Below are 20291 nucleotides of genomic sequence, written 5' to 3' on the forward strand. Positions count from 1 at the left end.
GAACGTTACCCAGCGGAAGAGCCCACTGCTCCGCTGGTAGGACGTCCTCGTAACCTCCAGGTACCCCGGCCCATGGCAAATCAGGCTATTTTCCGGCATTCCTCCCGCGTGGGCCGAGGGGCGCTGTGCGAATCTTGTGCCATGACACAATCCGGGCATATCAGGGTTTTTCTCCTCGATGACCATGAGGTCGTCCGCCGTGGCGTCCATGAGCTGCTCTCGCTGGAGGACGACATCGAGATCGTCGGCGAGGCCGGTACCGCCGCCGAGGCGCTGGTCCGCATCCCGGCGACCCGTCCCGACGTGGCCGTGCTGGACGTGCGGCTGCCGGACGGCAGCGGGGTGGAGGTCTGCCGCGAGGTCCGCTCGCAGCAGCCGGAGATCAAGTGCCTGATGCTCACCTCGTTCTCCGACGACGAGGCGCTGTTCGACGCGATCATGGCCGGGGCCTCGGGCTACGTCCTCAAGGCGATCCGCGGCACCGACCTGCTCTCGGCGGTCCGCGACGTCGCCGCCGGCAAGTCGCTGCTGGACCCGGTCGCCACCGGCCAGGTGCTGGCCCGGCTGCGCGAGGGCTCCCAGGAGGACGAGCGGCTGAGCGGGCTCACCAAGCAGGAGCGCAGGATCCTCGACCTGATCGGCGAGGGGATGACCAACCGGCAGATCGGCAACGAGCTGCACCTCGCCGAGAAGACCGTGAAGAACTACGTCTCCAGCCTGCTCGCCAAGCTCGGCATGGAGCGCCGCACCCAGGCCGCGGCGTACGTGGCGAAGATGCACGCCGAGGAGCGCTGACCGCACCCGGGACGCCGCGTCACGCGACGCCGGATCAGCCCGGGGCCGCTGCTGTCAAGCGGCCACAGTTCCCAGCCGCATCAGCAGTACCATCAGCACCGTGACGCAGGCTCAGACACGGGCGGGGCTGCTGGACCGGGTGCACGGGATCCCGGTCGCCGGGGTGCTGCAGCGCTACGACCTCCCCGACGCCTACCCGGAGCTGACGGTGGAGCGGGTCAGCCAGGGCCTGCTCAACCGAGGGGTGAGGATCAGCGGGCCGCACGGCGGCTACTTCCTCAAGCAGTACCTGGACGACGCCGGGCACGCCTCGGGCGCCGCGATCGCCGCCCAGCACCGGGCCATAGCGGCGCTGCGCGACCGCGGGCTGCCGACCGCTCCCCCGCTCACCGCCAGGGACGGCCGCAGCAGCGTGCTGCTGCGGGGGCGCCGCTACGCCCTGTTCCCCTGGGTCGAGGGGGGCCACCGCACCGGCCGCTCGCTGGACCGGGAGGAGTGCACCGCCCTGGGCACCCTGCTCGGCCGGATCCACGCCACCCTCGCCGAGCTGCACCCGCCGGTGCCGCAGCCCCGCTCGCTGCCGTGCGCGGACCCGGCCCAGACCGAGCGCACCATCGCCGACCTGCTGGAACGCTCCCAGCTGCGGACCCCGCAGGAGCCCTTCGACGCCCTCGCCAGGGAGCGGCTGCGGGAACGCCGCGAGCTGCTGGCCGGCTACCGGCACCGCAGGCCGCAGCCGGACGCGGCGCCGCCCTCCGGCTGGGTGCACGGCGACTTCCACCATCTGAACCTGCTCTACCGGGACGCCGCCCCGGTGGCCGTGCTGGACTGGGACCGGCTCGGCATCAAGCCCTGCGCCGAGGAGGCGGTCCGGGCCTCGACGCTGTTCTTCAACCACCCCGAGACCGGGGTGCTGGACCTGTCCCGGGTGCGGCACTACGCCCGCGGCTACCGCGAGGCCTCCGGCAGCAGCCCGGAGCACCTGGCCGCGGCGGTGCACCGGGTCTGGTGGGAGCGGCTGAACGACTTCTGGATACTGCGCTGGCGCTACCAGCGCCGGGACGAGCGGGCGGACCCGCTGTTCCCGGCGGCGGCGGCGCAGCTGGTGTGGTGGTGCCAGGAGTACGAGCAGGTGCTCGACGCCTGCGTGAACTGACGCCGGCCGCTCAGGAGGTCGGCGGGGTGTTGGAGCCGGACGGGTCGCCGCCGGCCTGGTGGGTGGTGCTCCCGGTCGGCGTGCTGCTGGCACCGCCGGTGGGCGTCTGGCTGGCCGGCGCGCTCGGGCTGCTGGAAGCGGAGGCCGAGGCGCTCGCCGAGGCACTGGCGCTCGCACTGGCGGAACTCGACGCCGACGCCGAACTGCTGCCGGTCGGGGTGGGGTTGCCGGTGAACGACGAGGTGCTCGGCGGCTCGGTGCTCGGGGTGGGACTGTCCGAGGGGCTCGTCGACTCGGTCGGCGCCTGCGAGGACACGGTGTCCGAGGGCGTCGCCGGGGCCGACGAACTGGTTGAGGCCCCGGGGGAGTTGTTGCTGCCGTTCTGCATCGCCAGCACCACCCCGATGGTGATCGCCGCGATCGCGACCAGCACCGCGACCACCGCGAACAGGGCCCGGCGGTTGCCGTCCCCCTCGTCGGCCCCGTCGTTGGGGTCCTGGTAGCGGGGCGGGACCGGGCTGCCGGGGTCGGCCGGCATGGCCCGGGTGCCCATCGGCGGGGTGCCGACGGTGCGGCCGACCACGGTCGGCGCCATCGCGGCGGCCGCGGCGCTGGGCAGCAGTTCGGTCGGACCGGTGGCCGAGCCCAGGGTGCGCAGGGCGTGCTGCACATGGGCCCGGAACTCGTCGGCGCTCTGGAAGCGGTCGTCCGGCTCCTTGGCCAGCGAGCGCAGCACCAGTGCGTCCAGCGAGGCCGGCACCCGGGAGTTGGCCTGCGACGGCGGCACCGGCGGGTCCTGGACGTGCTGGTACACCACCGACAGCGGGGTGTCGCCGGTGAACGGCGGACGCAGCGTCAGCAGCTCGTAGAGCATGCAGCCGGTCGCGTAGAGGTCGGAGCGGTGGTCCACGGACTTGCCGAGGGCCTGCTCCGGGGACAGGTACTGCGGGGTGCCCATGACCATGCCGGTCTGGGTCATGGTGCTGGTGGCACCGGTCAGCGCACGGGCGATGCCGAAGTCCATCACCTTGACCGCACCGGTGTTGGTGATGATGACGTTGGCCGGCTTGATGTCCCGGTGCACGATGCCGTGGCGGTGGCTGTAGGCCAGCGCCTCCAGGATCCCGGCGGTGATGATCAGGGCCTGGCTGACCGGCGGCGGCTCGTCGCCCTGCAGCAGCTCGCGGACCGTGTGGCCCTCGACCAGCTCCATCACGATGTAGGGGACGGTCTCCCCGCGCTGCGCCTCCTCGCCGGTGTCGTAGACCGCGACGACGGCGTGGTGGTTGAGCGAGGCGACCGAGTGCGCCTCCCGGGTGAAGCGGATCCGCGCCGTGGTGTCCTCGGCGAGCTCCGGGCGGAGCACCTTGATGGCGACGGTACGGCCCAGCCGCACGTCCCTGGCCGCGAACACCTCGGCCATGCCGCCCCGGCCCAGACGGTGCGTCAGCCGGTAGCGGCCCTCGCCGAAGACGGACAGACCGCTGGTGGAACTGACCGAGGGCTCCTCGGCACCGGGACCCTGGCCGGGGGCACCGGGGAACGGGCTGCCCTGGACCGGGGTCTGCGCGGGGTCGCCGTAGCCGCCGCCGTAGCCGGGGGCACCGTAGCCGCCGGGGGTGCCGGCGCCGCCGATCATCGGATGGCCGACCGTGGGGGTCTCGCCCGGGCCGCCGCTCTCGGGGTCACCGGGTCCGGTGCCTGCCCCGCCGTCGGCCTGCTCGTTGTCTGCCATTACTCTCCGCCGTCGGTCGTTCGCCTGTGCACCGCTCCCGCATTCCGCTCGGGGCCGGAGGATCACCCGTGCCCGGCCGGCCGCTCACACTCCGCACACGATGCGCCGACCGGTAGGACCCATCAGGTGCACGCTACTGGTTTTTCGCCGCTCACGTGTCCACCGATCATCGTGTGGCCCCGGCCCGGGCCCGGTTCAGCCCAGTACGGGTGAACCGTCCCCCGCCTGGGCCACAGCGACCGGTCCCGGCCGACCCGAGCCGTTGGTGCTCGAGTTGGACCCGTTGTTCTGCAGGGCCAGCACCAGGATCAGGACCAGCAGCACCAGCACGCCCACGATCACGCCCACCACCGCCGCAGCGGCGCCGCAGCCCCGACCGCCCTTGGGGATGGGGGTGTTCGCCTGCTGGCCCGGGTTGATCGGACGACCCGTCGGACGCGGGATCGGCGTCCCCGGGCGCGGCGGCTGCGGCATCGGGGTCGGCCGCGGAGTGGGCGCGGGCGTCGGCCGGTAGGGCGGCGGTGTCTGTGCGCCCTGATGCATACCTACCTGTGGATACGGGGTGGGCGGCGGCGTCGGTACACCGGGACGGGCGTACGGCGGCGGGGTCGGGCCCGGGACGTAGTTCTGCGGCGGCGGGGTGCCCGGCATCGAGGGCTGCGGCATCGGCATCGACGGCATCGGCTGCTGCTGGTACGGCTGCTGCTGCGGGGGCATGGTGCCCAGCTGGCCCTGCGCGGGCGGGAAGACCGCGTTGGCGCCGGAGCCGCCGATGTTGGTGACCCGCGGTCCCTCGCCGATGATCAGCGGGGTGTTGGCGCCGCCGGCCCCGGCCAGCCGCTCGCACTCCCCGCGCATCTCGTCGGCGGACTGGAAGCGGTGCCCGGGGTCCTTCCGCAGCGCCCGCGCCACCAGCGCGTCCACCGCCGGGGTGACCGCCGCGTTGAAGGACGACGGCGCCGGGGGAGTGTCCTGGACGTGCTGGTAGGCCATGCCCAGCGCGGTGTCCGACTCGAACGGCAGCCGCCCGGTGAGCAGTTCGAAGAGCAGGCAGCCGACCGAGTAGAGGTCGGAGCGGGCGTCCACGGCCTTGCCGAGGGCCTGCTCCGGCGAGAGGTACTGCGGGGTGCCGACGACCATGCCGGTCTGCGTCATCGAGGTCACCCCGGACTGCATCGCCCTGGCGATGCCGAAGTCCATCACCTTGACCGTGTTGCGCCTGGTCAGCATGACGTTGGCGGGCTTGATGTCGCGGTGCACCAACCCCTGCTCGTGCGAGGCCCCGAGGGCCGCCAGCACATCGCCGGTGATCTTCAGCGCCTTGTCGGTGGGCATGGCGCCGTGCGTGGCGATGTCGTCCCTGAGCACCGAGCTGAGCGAACCGCCCTCGATGTACTCCATGACGATGAAGGGGGCATGCACCCCGTCCTCGTTGACGTCCTCGCCACTGTCGAACACCGAGACGATATTGGGGTGGTTGAGCCGGGCGACGGCCTGCGCCTCACGCCGAAAGCGCTCGCGGAACGAGGGCTCGGCGCTCATGTTGCCGAGCATGCTCTTCACCGCCACCGGGCGGTCCAGAACCGTGTCGTCCGCGAGGTGGACCGTCGCCATCCCGCCCTGCCCGAGCAACTCCCGCAGCAGATAGCGGCCGTGACCGACCGTTCGTCCCGCTGCGCCGCTCTGCCCGGTGGTGCCCTGCTCGCTCATCTGTCTTCTCTTCTCCCCCACGGCGTCAGGGGATCAGGCTAGCGGGCCGTACGGACATGCGGCGCAGCGCCATCGGACCGAATCCGGTCCGTGACCGGTCCGGGCGCGGGCCCGGCCGGAGGCCCGGCTTGCGGTCCGGCTAGAGGTAGGGACCGGAGCGGAGGTGGCCCTGGCCGTCGTCGCCGTCCTCCAGGCCGCCCTGGCCGGGCGGCAGCGCCCGCCGCATCTGCTCCAACTGCGCCCTGGCGGCCATCTGTTGGGCGAAGAGCGCGGTCTGGATGCCGTGGAACAGGCCCTCCAGCCAGCCCACCAGCTGCGCCTGGGCGATCCTCAACTCGGCCTCGCTGGGGATGGCCTCCTCGGTGAAGGGCAGCGACAGCCGCTCCAGCTCCTCCACCAGCTCCGGCGCGAGGCCCGCCTCCAGCTCCTTGACCGAACTGGCGTGGATCTCCTTGAGCCTGACCCGGCTGGCCTCGTCCAGCGGCGCCTGGCGGACCTCCTCCAGCAGCTGCTTGATCATGCTGCCGATGCGCATGACCTTCGCCGGCTGCTCGACCATCTCGGTGATCGGCAGCTCGCGGGACTCGCCCTCGGCCGCCCCCTCCTCCGATGCCGGGCGGCGGGCTCCGCCCGGGAGCGCCCCGACGGGCATCCCGTCGGGGCCGACGATCAGGACCTGGGGGCCATGGGGGCCGTCTTCGGGCCGCGGGTTCGGGCTGTTCATAGCCGTCATTCTGCCCCAACGAGCCGACTTTGGTGCGGCAGCGCCAAGAACACCTGTGCGGGTCGGGATGCGGGGGCAGCGGAACCGCCACTGCGTCCGGACCTACATCCGGCGCAGCCTCCAGCCGAACAGCGCGGCCCCGCAGCCGATCAGCGACAGACCCACCCCGAGCGGCAGCAGCCTGCGGTTCAGCAGGTCCCGTGTCGGCGAGGGGCGCGCCGCGACCGGCCCGCCGGGGAGCGGCTTCGCCGCCAGCGCGCCGGGCCCGAGCGGCGGCGGGCCCGGGCTCGGAGCCGTCCGGCCCGGGTTCTGGTCGTCGGACGGCCGGGAGTGGCGCGACCAGGCCCCGGCCGGCGCGCGGACGGCGCCCGGGGCGTCCGCGGCGGCAGCGACCGGAGCCTGGTACGGCCCGGGGACGACCACCGGGAACAGCGCGCTGAGCACCGGCTCCGGGAGGATCGACGGGCTCGCCGAAGGACGCGCCGCAGCGCTGGGGTGCGCAGCGGGCTTCGCGGGGGAGGGGGACGGGGAAGGCTTGGCCGACGGCTTTACGGACGGCTTTACGGACGGCTTGGCGGACGGCGTTGCGGAGGGCTTCGCCGAGGGCGTGGCGGACGCCGTCGGGGAAGCGGCGGCAGAAGCCGTGGCGGTCGGCGTCGGGCCGGCGGAGGGCGTCGCGACCGGGTCACCGCTGCCCGACGGCGCCGGCTCCGTCCAGACCATCTCCCCCGGCCACACCAGCCGGATCTCCCCGCCGCCCGGCAACCGCACCACCACAGAGTCGGGCCAGTACGGCGCCGGCGCACGGTCCCGCGTCGCGACCCCGGCGGCGACGGCCGCAGGAGCAGGACCGACGGCCAACGCCACGCCCACCCCCAGCACCAGCGCGGTGGTCCGAACGACAGCGGAGGGCGAGGACACACCCATACGCCGCACCCTCCAGACCGCCGCCGACCCGCCCCTCGCAAAGGAGCCCAGCCGACCCGCACCCGACCACCGCTGTCACTGTGACCATTACATATGCCGACATATCCGGCATGTTGGACAGCGGTGGTTGCGGCCGACCGGAGGACCCGGGGTTCGGACGCTGCGATCTACTGCGTCACGACGAAGTAGCCCTCCTCGTCCGCTACGAGTTGAACGGTGCCGCTGGAGCCGTTGTAGACGTTGATGCCCTTGGCGCTGCTGCCGCCCACGGACACCAGGTTGGGTACGGTCTCGCCCTTGCTGAAGTTGAGGTTGGACGCGGTCGGAAGCGCGGCCCCGCCTGGATAGACCGTCAGCACCCCGGCAGCCGTCGGCTGGGTAACCGTCACGTTCACGACGGCTGCCGCGAGCGTCGCATAAAGGCTCCCGATCGGAAGGAACCCCCCCGTCCCATGGGCCTTGATCCCGCCGTAGTTCGCGGCACCGTTGATGCGGGTGTCCTCAATGCGCTCCGGCGCGGTCGGCACGAAGGCCAACGTCGCCCCGGAGGCCGCCGTGCCGTAGTAGCCGTCCAGATCCGCCACGACCTGCACCGGCCCGGTGCTGCCGTTGTAGATGTCCGCGACACCGTTGACGACCGGGACCACGACCAGGTTGGGCACGGTCTGGCCGGCGGAGAAGTTGAGACTGGACGAGGTGGGCACGGACTCTCCGGCCGGGAACGCCGTCAGGAATCCGGCCCTGGTCGGCTGGGTCGCGGTCAGGTTCACCACAGCGGCGGTCGCGCCGGTCGGCAGTTCACCGGACAGGTTCAGCTTCAGCGTGCCGTGTGCCGACAGCGCGCCTGCTGCGGAAGCACCCTTGCCCGAGCGGGTGTCGAGGACCCGTACCGGTGTGATCGTCTTGTAGCCGTTGCCGCCGGGCCCGTAGAAGCCCTCCAGGTCGACGACCATGTGCACGGCGCCGGCGCTGCCGTTGTGAAGACGGATCACACCGTCCTTCACGAAGGTCGTCACCAGGTTGGCGACGGTCTCACCCTTGGTGAAGTTGAGGTTCGATGCGGTCGGCAGGTCGATTCCGTCCGGATAGACCGTCAGCACCCCGGCGGCCGTCGGCTGGGTGACCGTCACATTGGCGACGACCGCGGTCATCTCCTTGCCGGTGATCCCGTCGAGGGTCGGCAGCGTCACCACCGCGTCGGACTTCGCCGCCACCGGGGTCGTCGTACTGACCCCGACCGCATGACGGGTGTCCAGCACCCGGTCGGGAGCGACCGGGACGTAGCCCGCACCGACGGTGTGCTCGGAGTTCGAATCGATGTCGAAGCCCAGGTAGCTGATCCGGAAGGTGCTCGCACGGAGGTAGGAGTGGGTGACACTGGAGGCCGCGCTCGCCACTTCGGGTGAGCTGTCGCCGAAGTCGTAGACGATGGGCCGGGTGTCCGAGCCGTTGGTCGTCCAGGTGAACTTCGGCGCCGTGTGCGTCACGGTCGCGCTCAGGATGCCGGTGGTGATGGTCGCCGCGACCGGGCTGGGCAGCGGACCCTGGTACTCGTCCGCACCCAGGTCGTAGTAGCCCGCACCGGTGCCGGAGTTGCTGACAGCGGGGTCGTCGGTGCGCGGCATGCCGAAGGAGTCGGTCGAGGTCTCGCCCGGTGCGGCGGCGTCCGCCGCGTCGATGGCCGGGGAGCCGGCGGTCGGTCCGAAGCCCAGGAGATAGGCCGGGTCCCTCTCTCCCAGGTCGGGGTCGACCGCGAGGTCATGCGCTCCCTCTCCGGTCGCCGCCTGGAACACGGCCGGATCGGCGTAGGTCGTACCGCTCCAGGTGTAGGGAGTCCCACCGCTGACCGGGTCGATCAGGTTGTACTGCGCACTGGTCCCGTCGACGGAGTCGGCGGAGACGGTGAGTCCGGTCGCCGCGGCGGGCGTCTTGCAGGCGGAGAAGGCGATGGGGGACGTACTGAGGCTCGCGTAGGAGCCGGTCTCGACGATGTTGTTCTCCAGCGTCGTCCCGGTCGCCCCCGACTCCAGGTCGATTCCGCTCCCGCAGTCGGTCACCACGGTGTTGCCCACGACATCCGTGCCGGTGGCACCCTGCAGCGAGATGCCGACACCGCCGGCGTTGTAGTCCGTCATCTGATCCGAGGCCAACACCGTACCGGTGCTCCCGCCGTCCACCTCGACAGCCGGGCCGCGGTCGCCCTCCAGCGCACTCCGGGTAACCGCGACGTCGCTGGAGCCTCCGGACACATGAACTGCCGGTACCGCTGAAAGCGTGGCCGCAAAGTCGCTGTCGAGGATGACATCCGACGAGGAGTTGACGCCGATCGCGTCCGCACTGCCCGTACCGGCGGAGAAGCCCTTGATCACCACATGCTGCACACCGTCGAGTGCGAGAGCACTGGTGTCAGTGGCCCTCGCCATGACGTAGACGGGCCTGCCGGCCTCGTTCGGGACCCCCTGGAAGGTGATCGGCGCGTCCGCCGTGCCCGAGCGGGTGATGGTCACGGACTCGTTGTACTGCCCCGGCTCCACCATCACCGTCTGCCCCGGCTCGACCACGGCGGCCGCAGCCGAGATGGTGCAGAAGGGCACCGTGGCGGAACCCAGCCCGGCACTGTCCGAGCAGCTCTTGGCCTGGGACACGAACAGGATGCCGGAGGCCGTGGAAGACGCGGTCGTAGCCCCGGCCGCCGACCCCCCGAGCACGGAAACTCCGGCACCCACCACAGCCAGTGACACGAACAGCGCACCGGCAGACTTCAGGCCGCGCATCGGCCCCCCTTTTTCTTTCCACGCAGGCCGCAGCGGGCGGCCCGGGGGGACGCTACACCGCAGTCCGCACGCGGATGATCAGGGGGGTCCTGTGACTTCCTGTGAATTCAGGGACAGCGGTGCCGGCGCTCCGAGCTCACACTTCCAGCAGGATCTTGCCGATGTGGGTGCTGCTCTCCATCAGGCGGTGGGCCTCGGGCGCATCGGCCAGGGGCAGGACGCGGTCGATGACCGGGCGGACGGTGCCGGACTCGAGCAGTGGCCAGACGTGCTCGCGGACCGAGGCGACGATCGCGGCCTTCTCCGCCAGCGGCCGGGCGCGCAGTCCGGTGGCGGCGACGGCGGCGCGCTTGGCCATCAGCTTGCCCAGGTTCAGCTCGGCCTTGACGCCGCCCTGCATGCCGATCACGACCAGACGGCCGTTGACCGCCAGGGCGTCCAGATTGCGGTCCAGGTACTTGGCGCCGATGACATCCAGGATCACGTCCGCACCGTCGGGGCCCACGGCCTCGACGAAGTCCTGCTCGCGGTAGTTGACCAGCACGTCCGCGCCCAGCGCGCGGCACGCCTCCAGCTTCTCCGCACTGCCCGCGGTGACCGCGACCCTGGCGCCGATCGCCTTGCCCAGCTGGATCGCCATCGTCCCGATCCCGCTGCTCCCGCCATGCACCAGCAGCGTCTCGGCCGGCCGCAGGTGCGCCACCTGGAAGACGTTGGACCAGACCGTGCAGACCACCTCGGGGAGGGCGGCCGCGCTGACCGGGTCGACGCCCTTGGGGAGCGGCAGCAGCTGGCCGACCGGTACCGCGACCTTCTCCGCGTAGCCGCCGCCCGACAGCAGCGCGCACACCTCGTCGCCGACCGCCCAGCCGGACACCCCCGCGCCCAGCGCGGCAATGCGTCCCGAGCACTCCAGGCCGGGGTAGCGCGAGGCCCCCGGCGGCGGATCGTAGAAGCCCTGGCGCTGCAGCACATCGGCCCGGTTCACCGCCGAGGCGGCCACCTCGACCAGCACCTCGCCCGCGGCGGGCTCCGGATCCGGCACCTCCGCCAGGACCAGCGCCTCGGGACCGCCCGGCTCTGAAATCGTGATCGCTCGCATGCTTCGGACGCTACCCGATGCGGCCCCGCAGAAATACTTCCCCGGGCACCCGACTCGACGGTTCGGGCGACAGCACTCTGGACGCCCCCTGACGCAGGCGTCACACAGCACTGCCGGACGGAAGCTGACGCTGGATAAGCTGGGATGCCAGGAGCGCTCTCATCGGGAGGTCCGGCATGGGCGGTTGGCTGTGGTTGTTGATCCCCGCCGTGATCGTCGGTGGCGGGCGGCTCGGCGAGCTGATGCAGAGCAGCCTGCGCACCCGGCACGAGCGCAAGCTGGAGCTGCTGAAGGCGAGCGAGCAGCGCCAGCTCGCCATCGACGCGGCCAACCGCCCGCCGGAGCCGATCTGCGGCTGCACCCACCACCTGGCCAAGCACGACCGGAGCGGCAAGTGCCACGAGACGGTCGAGGCGCCGACCGCCTGGGACGCCAAGCGCAAACCGCTGCAGTACGAGGCCCGGCCCTGCAACTGCCAGCAGTACATCGGACCGGAGCCGCTGGGGATGGTGTTCGCCCAGGACATCGTCGACCCCGAGTCGGGGAAGTAGGGCCGGCCGCGCCGGGTCAGACCGGCTGGGGTTCGGCCCGCCTGACGGCGATGATCCGGTCGGTCGAGCGGAGCGTGGCGGCCTCCGGGTCGTCGTAGGGCAGCCTGCGGTTGCCGCGGACCACGCAGATGACCAGGTCCCCGCAGTCGTGGGGATGGCCGCCGACCTCGGTGGGACCGACCGGGCGGTCGATGACGTCCAGTCCGTTGCCGACCGTCAGCAGGTCGTGCAGCACGGCGCCGGCGTTGGGGCTGAGGGTGGAGACCCCGAGCAGGCGACCGGCCGAGCTGGAGCTGGTGACCACCACGGTCGCGCCGCTCTGCCGCAGCAGCGGCGCGTTCTCGTCCTCCCGTACCGCGACCACGACCGTGGCGTGCTTGTTGAGCTGCCGGATCGTCAGGGTGACCAGGACCGCGGTGTCGTCGCGCTGGGTCCCCACGATGATCCGGTCGGCCCGCTCGACCTGCGCTCGGCGCAGCACCTCGGTGCGGGTGGCGTCGCCGAGGATGCCGACCAGGCCGTCCTCGTTGGCGGCCTCGACCGCCTTGTGCTGGGGGTCGACGACCACGATCCGCTCTTTGGCGACGCCCTGGAGCAGCAGCGTCTCCACGGCGTTGCTGCCCTTGGTGCCGTACCCGACGACCACCACGTGTCCCTCGGAGGTCCCTTGGCTCATCTGGCTCATGGCGGCCTTCCAGCGCTTGATCCGCCAGAGCTGGCGGGTGCGGGTGGTCAGGACCTCCAGCGTGGTGCCGACCAAGATGATCAGGAAGACCACCCGCAGCGGGGTGATCACCAGGATGTTGACCAGCCGGGCGCTGTCGCTGACCGGGGTGATGTCGCCGTACCCGGTGGTGGAGAGGGTGACCGTGGCGTAGTAGGCGGCGCCGAGCAGGTCCAGGTGGCCGTGGGCGTTGTCGTGGTAGCCGTCCCGACCGACCCAGACGACGACGATGGTGACCACCATGACCAGCAGCGCGAGCACGAAGCGGCGGCGTACCTGCTGCGAGGGCGACGCCGCCGGTTCCGGCAGCAGGATCTGACGGAGCTGCAGTTCGCCGGGGTCCCGGCCGGTCCGGCCCGCACCCCGGCCGCGGCCCCTGCGCCGGTCACCGCCCGCGCGCCCGGTCCGGCTCACAGGGCTCATCCCGCGGGGACCTCCAGTACCTCCACCCGGGTGCCCGCGGCGACCCCGCCGGGCGGCACCACCGCCAGGCCCTCGGCCAGGGCCAGTCCGCGCAGCATCGCCGGACCGTCGAAGGCCAGCGGCACCGCGCCCCGCTCGGGGAGGACGACCGGCAGCAGCCGGGTGTCGGTGGGATGCCCCGGCAGCGGGACCGCGGCCTCGACCAGATAGGTCGCGGTACGGGGGAAGCCGGCCAGGGCGCGCAGCAGCGGTTCGGCGAGGGTGACCACCCCGGCCACCGCCGCCAGCGGATTGCCCGGCAGCCCGACCAGGTGGCGGGGCCCGTCCCGGCCCTCCACCGGCGGCAGCACAGCCAGCAGCATGGGGTGGCCCGGGCGCACCCGCACGCCGTCGACCAGCAGTTCCGCACCGACCTCGGCGAGAGCGCGGTGCAGGTAGTCCACCGGTCCGGCCGCCGTGCCCCCGGTGGTGACCACCACGTCGGCGGGGCTGCGCCGCAGCGCGTCACGGAGCAGGCCGAGGTCGTCGCCGACCCTGCGCACGGCGCTGATCCGCGCGCCGTGGGCGCGCAGCCAGGGCGGCAGCAGCGGGCTGAGCGCGTCCCTGGTGCGCCCCGCGCCGGGCAGCCCCGAGTCCAGCAGTTCGTCGCCCAGCACCAGCAGTTCGACGGTGGGACGGCGGTGCACGGTGAGCAGGTCGCAGCCGGCCGCCGCGGCCAGGCCGAGGACGGCGGGAGTGACCGTGGTGCCCTGCGGCAGCAGCGGCTCGCCGGTACGGCACTCCTGGCCGCGCGGCCGGATGTCCCGGCCCTGCTCCAGCGGGTTGCCGCCGCGGTCGTGCAGCAGCTCGGCGCCGTTGCGGTCGCGGCGCACACCGCCGTCCTCGCGCCGGAGCACGGCGGTGGCGCCCGGCGGCAGCTGCGCCCCGGTGGCGATGCGCACGGCGGTGCCGTCAGGCAGCGGCACGGTGCTGCCGCGACCGGCGAGCAACTGGTCGCTGTTGTCGGGCCGGGCAGGACCGATCCGCCACGGGCCGGGGCCGGAGACCGCCCAGCCGTCCATGGCGGAGGTGTCGAAGGCGGGCAGGTCGGTGAGGGCTTCCAGGGGGGCGGCCAGGGCCGCGCCGAGCGCGTCGGCGAAGGGCAGTCGCACCGGCGGGAGCGGCCGGACCACGGCGCGCAGAGCCCGTCCGCGCGCCTGGGCCCAGCCGAGCGGCCCGGAAGGACTGCCCTTGGCCCCGGCACCGGCGCCCTCGTCGGCGGCGTAGTCGTAGGGCGCGGGGGTCGCCGGTCCGGCCGTAGGGTGCCGGCCGGTCCCTGACGGTCGGCCCGGCTCCGGAATGGGCGCGGTGTAGTCGAACGGCGCACCCTCCGCAGCACCCGCGCCGCTCACCACGGCCGTACGGACCAGGAACGGATAGGCGTCGAGCAGGTCCCCATCGGTGCTCTCCTCACCACCCATCAGCCCGACTCCCCGCCGTTCGACGCCCCGCCGTTCGACTGTTCGGCGCTCGACTGCTCGGCGCTCGACTGCTCGGCGACCCAGCGCCCGACCAGCGCCACGACCTTGCTGTTGGCCTCCGCCACCGCCCCGGCGCCGCCGCCGGCCTGCGCCGCCGCATAGCCGACCAGGAACGCCGTCAGCGGGGCGGCGGGGCGGGCCACGCCATGGGCCACGTCCTTGGTCATGTCCAGCAGACCGGGTACGTCGACCTCCAGGTCGATCCCCAGTGCGGTCTTGGCTTCGGCGATCCAGTCATTCAGCACCGTCCCATCGTCGCCGATCCCAGGGTCAGGAGCGTGCAAGGTAACGTTTCGCTGTCGTGTCACTTCCCTCTCGGTGCCCGAGTACGGGCGTGAGCACGGGCCCGGGCGAGGTCGTCCCAGGTGTCGCAGTCCAGCGAAGCGCCGTCCGGATCGGCGATCCGACGGGTGGTCAGGCCACCGACGAGACGCCGCAGCGGAAGGCCGGCCGGCTCGCCCAGGGCCGTCAGGGCCGCCAGCAGCGGGGCGGTGCGGTAGGCGGCGGCGAGCGGCTGGTCGCGACCGCCGGCGTCGACCAGGACCGCGGCGTCCACCGCTCCGTCAGCCGATCCGTCCGTGGATCCGTCCAGCCCGCGGAGCAGCACCGCGGCGGTCGCCGGCTCGAAGAACGGCAGGTCCGCGGCGAGCAGCAGGATCCGGTCCGCGGTCACCGACGGCAGCGCCGCCGCCACCGCCGCCACCGGTCCGCCGCCCGGCGGCTGCTCGCGCACCCAGCCGACGGGCCGGCCGGTCGGCCGCCGGGGACCCACCACGACCGTGCTCCGGGCACCGGCGCAGCCGGCCAGCACCCGGTCCAGCAGCGCGGTGCCGTCGACCTCCAGCGCCACCTTGTCCGTGGCCCCGCCGAACCGCCGGGCCGCACCACCGGCGAGCACCACCGCGTCGTACCCACCGAGCCCGTCGTCCATCCGACCAGTATGGATCCACGCCGGGGCGCCGGATCAGAGCCGGTGCTCCGCCAGCACCGTGGCGACCTCGTCCTCGAAGGCGGCCGCCGGGCCGAGGAACAGCTCGAAGTGCTTGGCCCAGGCGTGGTAGCGGTGCAACGGGTAGTCGAGGTCCGCCCCCATCCCGCCGTGCAGGTGCTGGGCGGAGGCCGCGACCGAGCGGACGCCCTCGGCCGACCAGACCTTGGCGGTGGCCAGATCGGCGGCCAGCGGGATGCGCTCCGGGTCGTCCGTGCCGTCCGCCGCGGCGACCAGGCCGATCCGCCAGGCCGCCTGCCAGAGCGTGACCTCCATCGCCCGCAGGTCGATGTAGCGGTCGGCGACCTGCATCGACACCGCCTGGAAGGTGGCGATGGGGTGCCCGAACTGCTGGCGCTTGCCGGTGTAGTCGGCGGTCATCCGCAGGATCTGCTCCCCCAGGCCCAGGCACAGCGCCGCCGTGCCGACGATCAGCAGTCCGCGCAGGTGGAGCCAGTTGGCGGCGTCCGGCGCCGGCTCCCCCAGCTGCGCCGAGGCGTCGACCCTGGCACCGTCGAAGACCATCTCCGCGGCGAGCTCCCCGTGCGCGGTGACCTGGCGGCGCAGCTCCACCCCCGGGGCGTGCGGATCCACCAGCAGCAGCAGCGTGCCCCGGTCGGAGCGGGCCGGCACCACGATCCGGTCCAGCACCTGGGCGGCGCTCACCCCGGTCTGCACCCCGTCCAGGATCCAGCCGCCCGGGGACCCCGCCGGCCCGTCCGCCGCCACGGCGTGTACGCCCTGGTCAGCCGGCTCGTGCCCGGTACGGCCGTGCGGGGCGACGCCGAGCAGCAGCCGTCCCGCGGCGACCTCCGGCAGCAGTTGCCGGCGCTGGGCCTCGCTGCCGTAGCGCTGCACGGCGAGCGCGGCGGCGCCGGTCTCCAGCAGCGGGACCCGGGCCAGCACCCGCGCGGACTCGCGCAGCACCAGGCACCAGGCCACCGGGTCCAGGCCCGAACCGCCGTACTCCTCGGCGAGTGCGATGCCCAGCAGGTCGGACTTGGCCAGGCGCTGCCACAGCTCCCGGTCGATGTCCGCGGCCACGGGATCGGCATTGACAGCGGGGCTGGGCACACCGTCCGGAGCGACATCGGCGAAGGCCGCGCGGGCGGCTTCGACTGCGGCCTGCTGCTCCTCGGTGAAGGTGAAGTCCACGGCTCTCTCCCCTTTGCTGCCTTTGCAGCCCCTGCTGCCCGACCCCATGACGGACCGTCAGATTAGAACGGGTTCTAGTGGATGGGAAGGGCCACGGCGCCGCGGCGGCAACCTGCCGATTCCGGCATACCCACTAAACCGGTCAATGGTCCACTCTCCCTGTCACAGGCACCACAAGGTCAGTACCGTTCGGGACGGACAGAGCCTCAGCGAGCGAGCGGACAAGCGTGCCAGACCATCCGAACCAGGCCGCGCGGGACGGTGCCGCGCCGGACGAGGCGGCGGCGACGCCGCAGGACCGGAACCCCATACCCGGCCTCGCCCCGCCAGGCCCCCGAGTGCCTCCGCAACGGCCGGCCCCGGACCGGACCCCGGAAGAAGCCGCCGACCGGACGCCGGAGCCCGTACCGGCAACCGCGTCCACGCCTGCGCCTGCACCCGCCGCAGACGGCAGCACCCCCCGCCTCTGGTCCCTGCCCGCCCTGATCACCCTCGCCCTCACCGCCACCGCCCTGATCGTCGCCACCGCCTGGCACCTGGGCACCGTCTTCCTCTCCATAGCCCCCTCCAACCCGGCCTCGCAGCGCTACCAGTCGGCGATCAACTCCCACGTGCTGCCGGAGTTCGAGCAGAACTGGCAGCTCTTCGCCCCCAACCCGCTGCAGAACAACATCGCCGTCGAGGCCAGGGTGCAGACCCTCGCGCCCGACGGCAGCCGGGCCGAGTCCGGCTGGTACGACCTCACCGCCCAGGACATCTCAGCCGTCAGGGGCAACCCGGCACCCAGCCACCTGAACCAGAACCAGCTGCGCCGGGCCTGGGACTACTACACCTCCTGGCACAACCTCCCGGGCGAGACCTCCCTCGGCACCGGCGGCCCGCTGTCCAAGGAGTACCTGAAGCGCATCGCCCTGCAGCGGATCGGCAGCCGCGACTGGCAGGGGAACCAGATCATCCAGATCGAGTTCCGCTCGGCGACCACCCCGGTCACCGGCCCGTCCTGGACCGCCGCCGCGCAGAAGAAGCAGACCAGCTACGTCACCCTGCAGTGGTGGGCGGTCTCCGACGACGACTACACCGGCCTCGGGATCCACGGATGAACGCATCGACCGGCGCGCTCGCCACCGTGCGCAGCAGCAGCCTCACCGGCTGGACGGCCTTCACCGGACGGGTCCTCGCGCCCTACCAGGCCGCCGTCGTCCGGATCGGCTTCGCCCTGTGCTTCGGCGGTTTCCTGCTCCGCGAGTGGCCGCACCGCCGGGTCCTGTACGGCGACCGCTCGGCCTGGAGCCTCGACCTGGCCCGGCAGATGCTCGCCGGCAACCACGCCTTCACGGTGCTGGCCTGGTCCGGCGACCGCTGGTGGTTCGAGACCGTCTACGCGGCCGCGATCGTGGTGAGCCTGCTGCTGATGCTCGGCTGGCGCACCCGCGCCATGTCGGTGCTGTTCCTGGTGTGCGTGCTGTCGATCCAGAACCGCAGCGTCCTGATCGGCGACGGCGGCGACAACGTGATCCACCTGATGGCCATCTACCTGGCCTTCACCCGCTGCGGCACGGTCTGGTCCCTGGACGCCCGACGCCGGCGACTGCACCCGGACCGGATGGACCGCACCGGGGTGGCGCTCTGGTCGGTACTCGGCCTCGCCCTGCTGTTCACCCAGCTCACCGACCCCGGCGGGATGGGGACACTGAGCCCGGGGCTGTACACCTGGAGCACCGTCCTCTGGGCGTTCTGGCTGCTCAGCGGAGCATGGTGGTTGCTGGACCGGCGTGCGCCGGACGGCGAACCGCGGGCCGTACTGGACGCGATGGCGACCATGCTGCACAACTGCGCGATGCTGGTGGTGATGGTGGAGGTCTGCTTCATCTACGCCACCGCCGGCTGGTACAAGATCCAGGGGTCGCTCTGGCAGGGCGGCACCGCGCTCTACTTCCCACTGCACCTGGACTACTTCAACCCCTGGCCGGGACTGTCGCAGCAGCTCGCGGCGCACCCGATCCCGGTCTTCCTGATCAGCTACGGCACCGTCATCGTGCAGGTCGCCTTCCCGTTCCTGGTCTTCAACCGGCGGATCAAGAACGTCCTGCTGGTGCTGATGATGACCGAGCACGCCGCCATCGCGGTGACCCTGGGGCTGCCCTTCTTCTCGCTGGCGATGATCAGCGCGGACGCGGTCTTCCTGCCCACCTGGTTCCTGGTCCGGACCGGCAACTGGATCTCCCGCTTCGCCACCCCCCTCGCCACCCTCGTGAAACACATGTTCACGCGCGGTACCGAACGACCGCACTCCGCCGAAGGAGTGACCACGGTCTGACAATCGCGTTGCTCATGACGTCAGCACCACTCACCTGAGAGGGACGTCATGCAATACACCGAACAGCCGACCCTGCAGCACTCCGCCTTCCCGGCCACCGGGCAGCCGATCCGCGTCATCATGATCGACGGCGAGCCCTGGTTCGTCACGGCGGACGTGTGCCGGATCCTGGGCCGGTCCAATCCGAGCTGGGCCAACCAGATCGTCCAGCAGCACGAGACCCAGACCGTGGATCTGCGCGAGGTAACCCTCACTTCAAGTGAGGGTAAGGACAAAAGCGCAGGTCGGAAAAGCTACGAACGCGGAAATCCGCTGCTCGGCGTGGTCAGCGAGAGCGGGCTGTACACGCTGATCATGCGCTCTCGCAAACCCTCCGCCCAGCCCTTCCAAACGTGGGTCACCACCCAGCTCCTCCCCTCCCTCCGCCGCGGGGACACCGATCTCACCGCTGAACGCCGACGCATGGCCGAGACCCTCGCCGAGGCCATCGGGCATCAGCCGGTGGACCTGGTGGCCCGGATCGACGGAATCCAGGACAGTGACTTCCGCGTCCTCACCGACGGCTCCGTTCACTGCCCGCACGGGCGTACGGAAGTCTGCGTGCCCAAGCGCAGCGAGGACAGCGGGCCGCCCTACGGCCCGTACTTCCGCTGCCCGGAGGTGAAGCGGGTCGGCATCAGGGGCAGCAGGAGCGTGCGCAGCTGCGGCACCATCCGCTTCGTCGACGTGGTCCGCCGCCTCGCCGCACCCCGCGAGCCGGAGACCCCGGCCGCCCCGCCCCAGCCCCCGACCCCGCCGCAGGCCCCGGTGTCGGCTGGGCTGCTCTCCCTGAAGATCGGTCAGGCCCGGGTCCTGGGAACGGCGAAGGAGATCGCCGCCCTGCTCAAGGAGATGGGAGTGGAAGCCGGCTAGCTACACCGCCCCGCCGCCCCCGCCCGACATCCAGTGGAACAGTCCCATCCCCACGCTCGTCGCCAGGTTGAAGCTGGAGACCTGCGGGCGCATCGGTACCGACACCACGCGGGTGGCCATGGCTCGCAACTCGTCGGAGATGCCGTGCCGTTCCGAGCCGAAGGCGATCAGGGCGTCGTCCGGGAAGGGGACGGTACGGATGTCCTCGCCCTCCGGGTCGAGGGCGTAGAGGGGGCCGGGCGGTAGCTGATCCAGGGTCATCTGCTCGACCGCGGTGGCGAAGTGGAGCCCGGCGCCGGCCCGGACCACGGTCGGGTGCCAGGGGTCGACGTCGCCCGTCGTCACCACGCCGGTCGCGCCGAAACCCGCCGCGAGGCGGACCACGGCGCCGATGTTGCCGAGGTTGCGGGGGTTGTCGAGGACGACGACGGGCGCCTGGCGCGGGCGCCGGGCGAGTGCGGCCAGGTTGGCGGCGCGTGCCGGCCGTACTGCCAGGGCGGCGATGCCGGTCGGGTGGAGCCGGGGGACGAGATCACGCAGTACCGCCCCCGGAACCTCCACCGCCAGGGCATCGACCCGGGCCGCCACGTCCGGGGCCAGCTCCGCGGCCAGCCGGGCCACCCCGGCCCGGTCGCTGGTGAGCACCGACGTCACCTCGGCGCCGAACCGCAGTGCGTGCTTGACCGCGTGGAAGCCGTCCAGCAGCACACCGCCCCCGGCCTCCTCGGTGCGCCACCGCGCCGCTGCCCGGGTCACCTGCGTCTCGTCCGTCACCCGG

General features: G+C 72.4%; 16 protein-coding genes and 1 pseudogene. 6 read left to right on the plus strand and 11 right to left on the minus strand.

The annotated features are described in order from the left end of the window. Positions 1 to 141: 141 nt before the first annotated feature. Positions 142 to 795 (plus strand): response regulator, encoded by a 654-nt coding sequence (locus ABUW04_RS13240; RefSeq protein ID WP_030254249.1) that lies wholly within the window; start codon positions 142 to 144, stop codon positions 793 to 795. A 100-nt stretch (positions 796 to 895) separates the two neighbouring features. Then, positions 896 to 1951 carry a phosphotransferase enzyme family protein gene (locus ABUW04_RS13245; RefSeq protein WP_084714254.1) on the plus strand — a complete coding sequence of 352 codons (1056 nt, stop codon included), beginning with the start codon at positions 896 to 898 and terminating at the stop codon, positions 1949 to 1951. A gap of 10 nt (positions 1952 to 1961) precedes the next feature. Here the strand turns inward: ABUW04_RS13245 and ABUW04_RS13250 are convergent, their stop codons facing one another. The 6 genes from ABUW04_RS13250 to ABUW04_RS13275 form a co-directional block, all read right to left on the minus strand. After that, positions 1962 to 3686: a protein kinase domain-containing protein gene (locus ABUW04_RS13250; protein ID WP_232242150.1), complete on the minus strand. Its 1725-nt coding sequence runs from the start codon at positions 3684 to 3686 to the stop codon at positions 1962 to 1964. A 195-nt stretch (positions 3687 to 3881) separates the two neighbouring features. Next, positions 3882 to 5396 carry a protein kinase domain-containing protein gene (locus ABUW04_RS13255; RefSeq protein ID WP_063757508.1) on the minus strand — a complete coding sequence of 505 codons (1515 nt, stop codon included), beginning with the start codon at positions 5394 to 5396 and terminating at the stop codon, positions 3882 to 3884. A 139-nt stretch (positions 5397 to 5535) separates the two neighbouring features. Beyond that, the gene (locus tag ABUW04_RS13260; RefSeq protein WP_030254256.1) at positions 5536 to 6120 is read right to left on the minus strand and encodes a bacterial proteasome activator family protein; all 585 of its coding nucleotides are present in this window, start codon (positions 6118 to 6120) and stop codon (positions 5536 to 5538) included. Between the two features lie 102 nt (positions 6121 to 6222). Then, entirely contained in the window at positions 6223 to 7047 is an 825-nt protein-coding gene (locus ABUW04_RS13265) for a hypothetical protein (protein WP_380564686.1), read from the minus strand. Between the two features lie 167 nt (positions 7048 to 7214). After that, positions 7215 to 9692 (minus strand): right-handed parallel beta-helix repeat-containing protein, encoded by a 2478-nt coding sequence (locus tag ABUW04_RS13270; RefSeq protein WP_380564687.1) that lies wholly within the window; start codon positions 9690 to 9692, stop codon positions 7215 to 7217. Positions 9693 to 9957: 265 nt separating this feature from the next. Next, on the minus strand, positions 9958 to 10923 hold the full coding sequence (locus tag ABUW04_RS13275; RefSeq protein WP_380564688.1) for an NAD(P)H-quinone oxidoreductase: 966 nt from the start codon (positions 10921 to 10923) through the stop codon (positions 9958 to 9960). A 176-nt stretch (positions 10924 to 11099) separates the two neighbouring features. Here ABUW04_RS13275 and ABUW04_RS13280 point away from each other — a divergent pair, with 176 nt between their 5' ends. Next, on the plus strand, positions 11100 to 11474 hold the full coding sequence (locus tag ABUW04_RS13280; protein WP_030254266.1) for a hypothetical protein: 375 nt from the start codon (positions 11100 to 11102) through the stop codon (positions 11472 to 11474). Between the two features lie 16 nt (positions 11475 to 11490). Here ABUW04_RS13280 and ABUW04_RS13285 read toward each other — a convergent pair whose 3' ends face one another. From ABUW04_RS13285 to ABUW04_RS13300, 4 genes and pseudogenes are all read right to left on the minus strand, one after another. Continuing rightward, a complete protein-coding gene (locus ABUW04_RS13285) occupies positions 11491 to 12621 on the minus strand; it encodes a potassium channel family protein (protein WP_380564689.1) in 1131 nt (376 codons plus the stop codon). Then, positions 12618 to 14081, minus strand: a complete 1464-nt coding sequence (locus ABUW04_RS13290) for a molybdopterin molybdotransferase MoeA (RefSeq protein ID WP_380564690.1) — start codon at positions 14079 to 14081, stop codon at positions 12618 to 12620. The genes ABUW04_RS13285 and ABUW04_RS13290 overlap by 4 nt, the downstream gene beginning before the upstream one ends. Further along, positions 14081 to 15072 (minus strand): annotated as a pseudogene (locus tag ABUW04_RS13295) (NTP transferase domain-containing protein). Before ABUW04_RS13295 ends, ABUW04_RS13290 begins: the two are co-directional and overlap by 1 nt. A 33-nt stretch (positions 15073 to 15105) precedes the next feature. After that, complete coding sequence (locus tag ABUW04_RS13300) at positions 15106 to 16284, minus strand: acyl-CoA dehydrogenase family protein (RefSeq protein ID WP_380564691.1); 1179 nt, start codon at positions 16282 to 16284, stop codon at positions 15106 to 15108. 227 nt (positions 16285 to 16511) lie between these two features. On the opposite strand from ABUW04_RS13300, the gene ABUW04_RS13305 reads away from it, so the two are divergent. Genes ABUW04_RS13305 through ABUW04_RS13315 form a run of 3 tightly spaced genes read left to right on the plus strand, consistent with a single transcriptional unit; the run spans position 16512 to position 19513 of the window. Further along, on the plus strand, positions 16512 to 17384 hold the full coding sequence (locus ABUW04_RS13305) for a DUF5819 family protein (protein ID WP_380564692.1): 873 nt from the start codon (positions 16512 to 16514) through the stop codon (positions 17382 to 17384). Then, entirely contained in the window at positions 17381 to 18601 is a 1221-nt protein-coding gene (locus ABUW04_RS13310; RefSeq protein WP_380564693.1) for an HTTM domain-containing protein, read from the plus strand. The genes ABUW04_RS13305 and ABUW04_RS13310 overlap by 4 nt, the downstream gene beginning before the upstream one ends. Before the next feature lie 48 nt (positions 18602 to 18649). Next, entirely contained in the window at positions 18650 to 19513 is an 864-nt protein-coding gene (locus ABUW04_RS13315; protein WP_380564694.1) for a BRO-N domain-containing protein, read from the plus strand. Here the strand turns inward: ABUW04_RS13315 and ABUW04_RS13320 are convergent, their stop codons facing one another. Next, the gene (locus tag ABUW04_RS13320; protein WP_380564695.1) at positions 19514 to 20287 is read right to left on the minus strand and encodes a TrmH family RNA methyltransferase; all 774 of its coding nucleotides are present in this window, start codon (positions 20285 to 20287) and stop codon (positions 19514 to 19516) included. Positions 20288 to 20291: the final 4 nt, after the last annotated feature.

It is taken from the genome of Streptacidiphilus jeojiensis (assembly GCF_042510965.1).
GTDB classification, from domain to species: Bacteria; Actinomycetota; Actinomycetes; order Streptomycetales; family Streptomycetaceae; genus Streptacidiphilus; species Streptacidiphilus jeojiensis.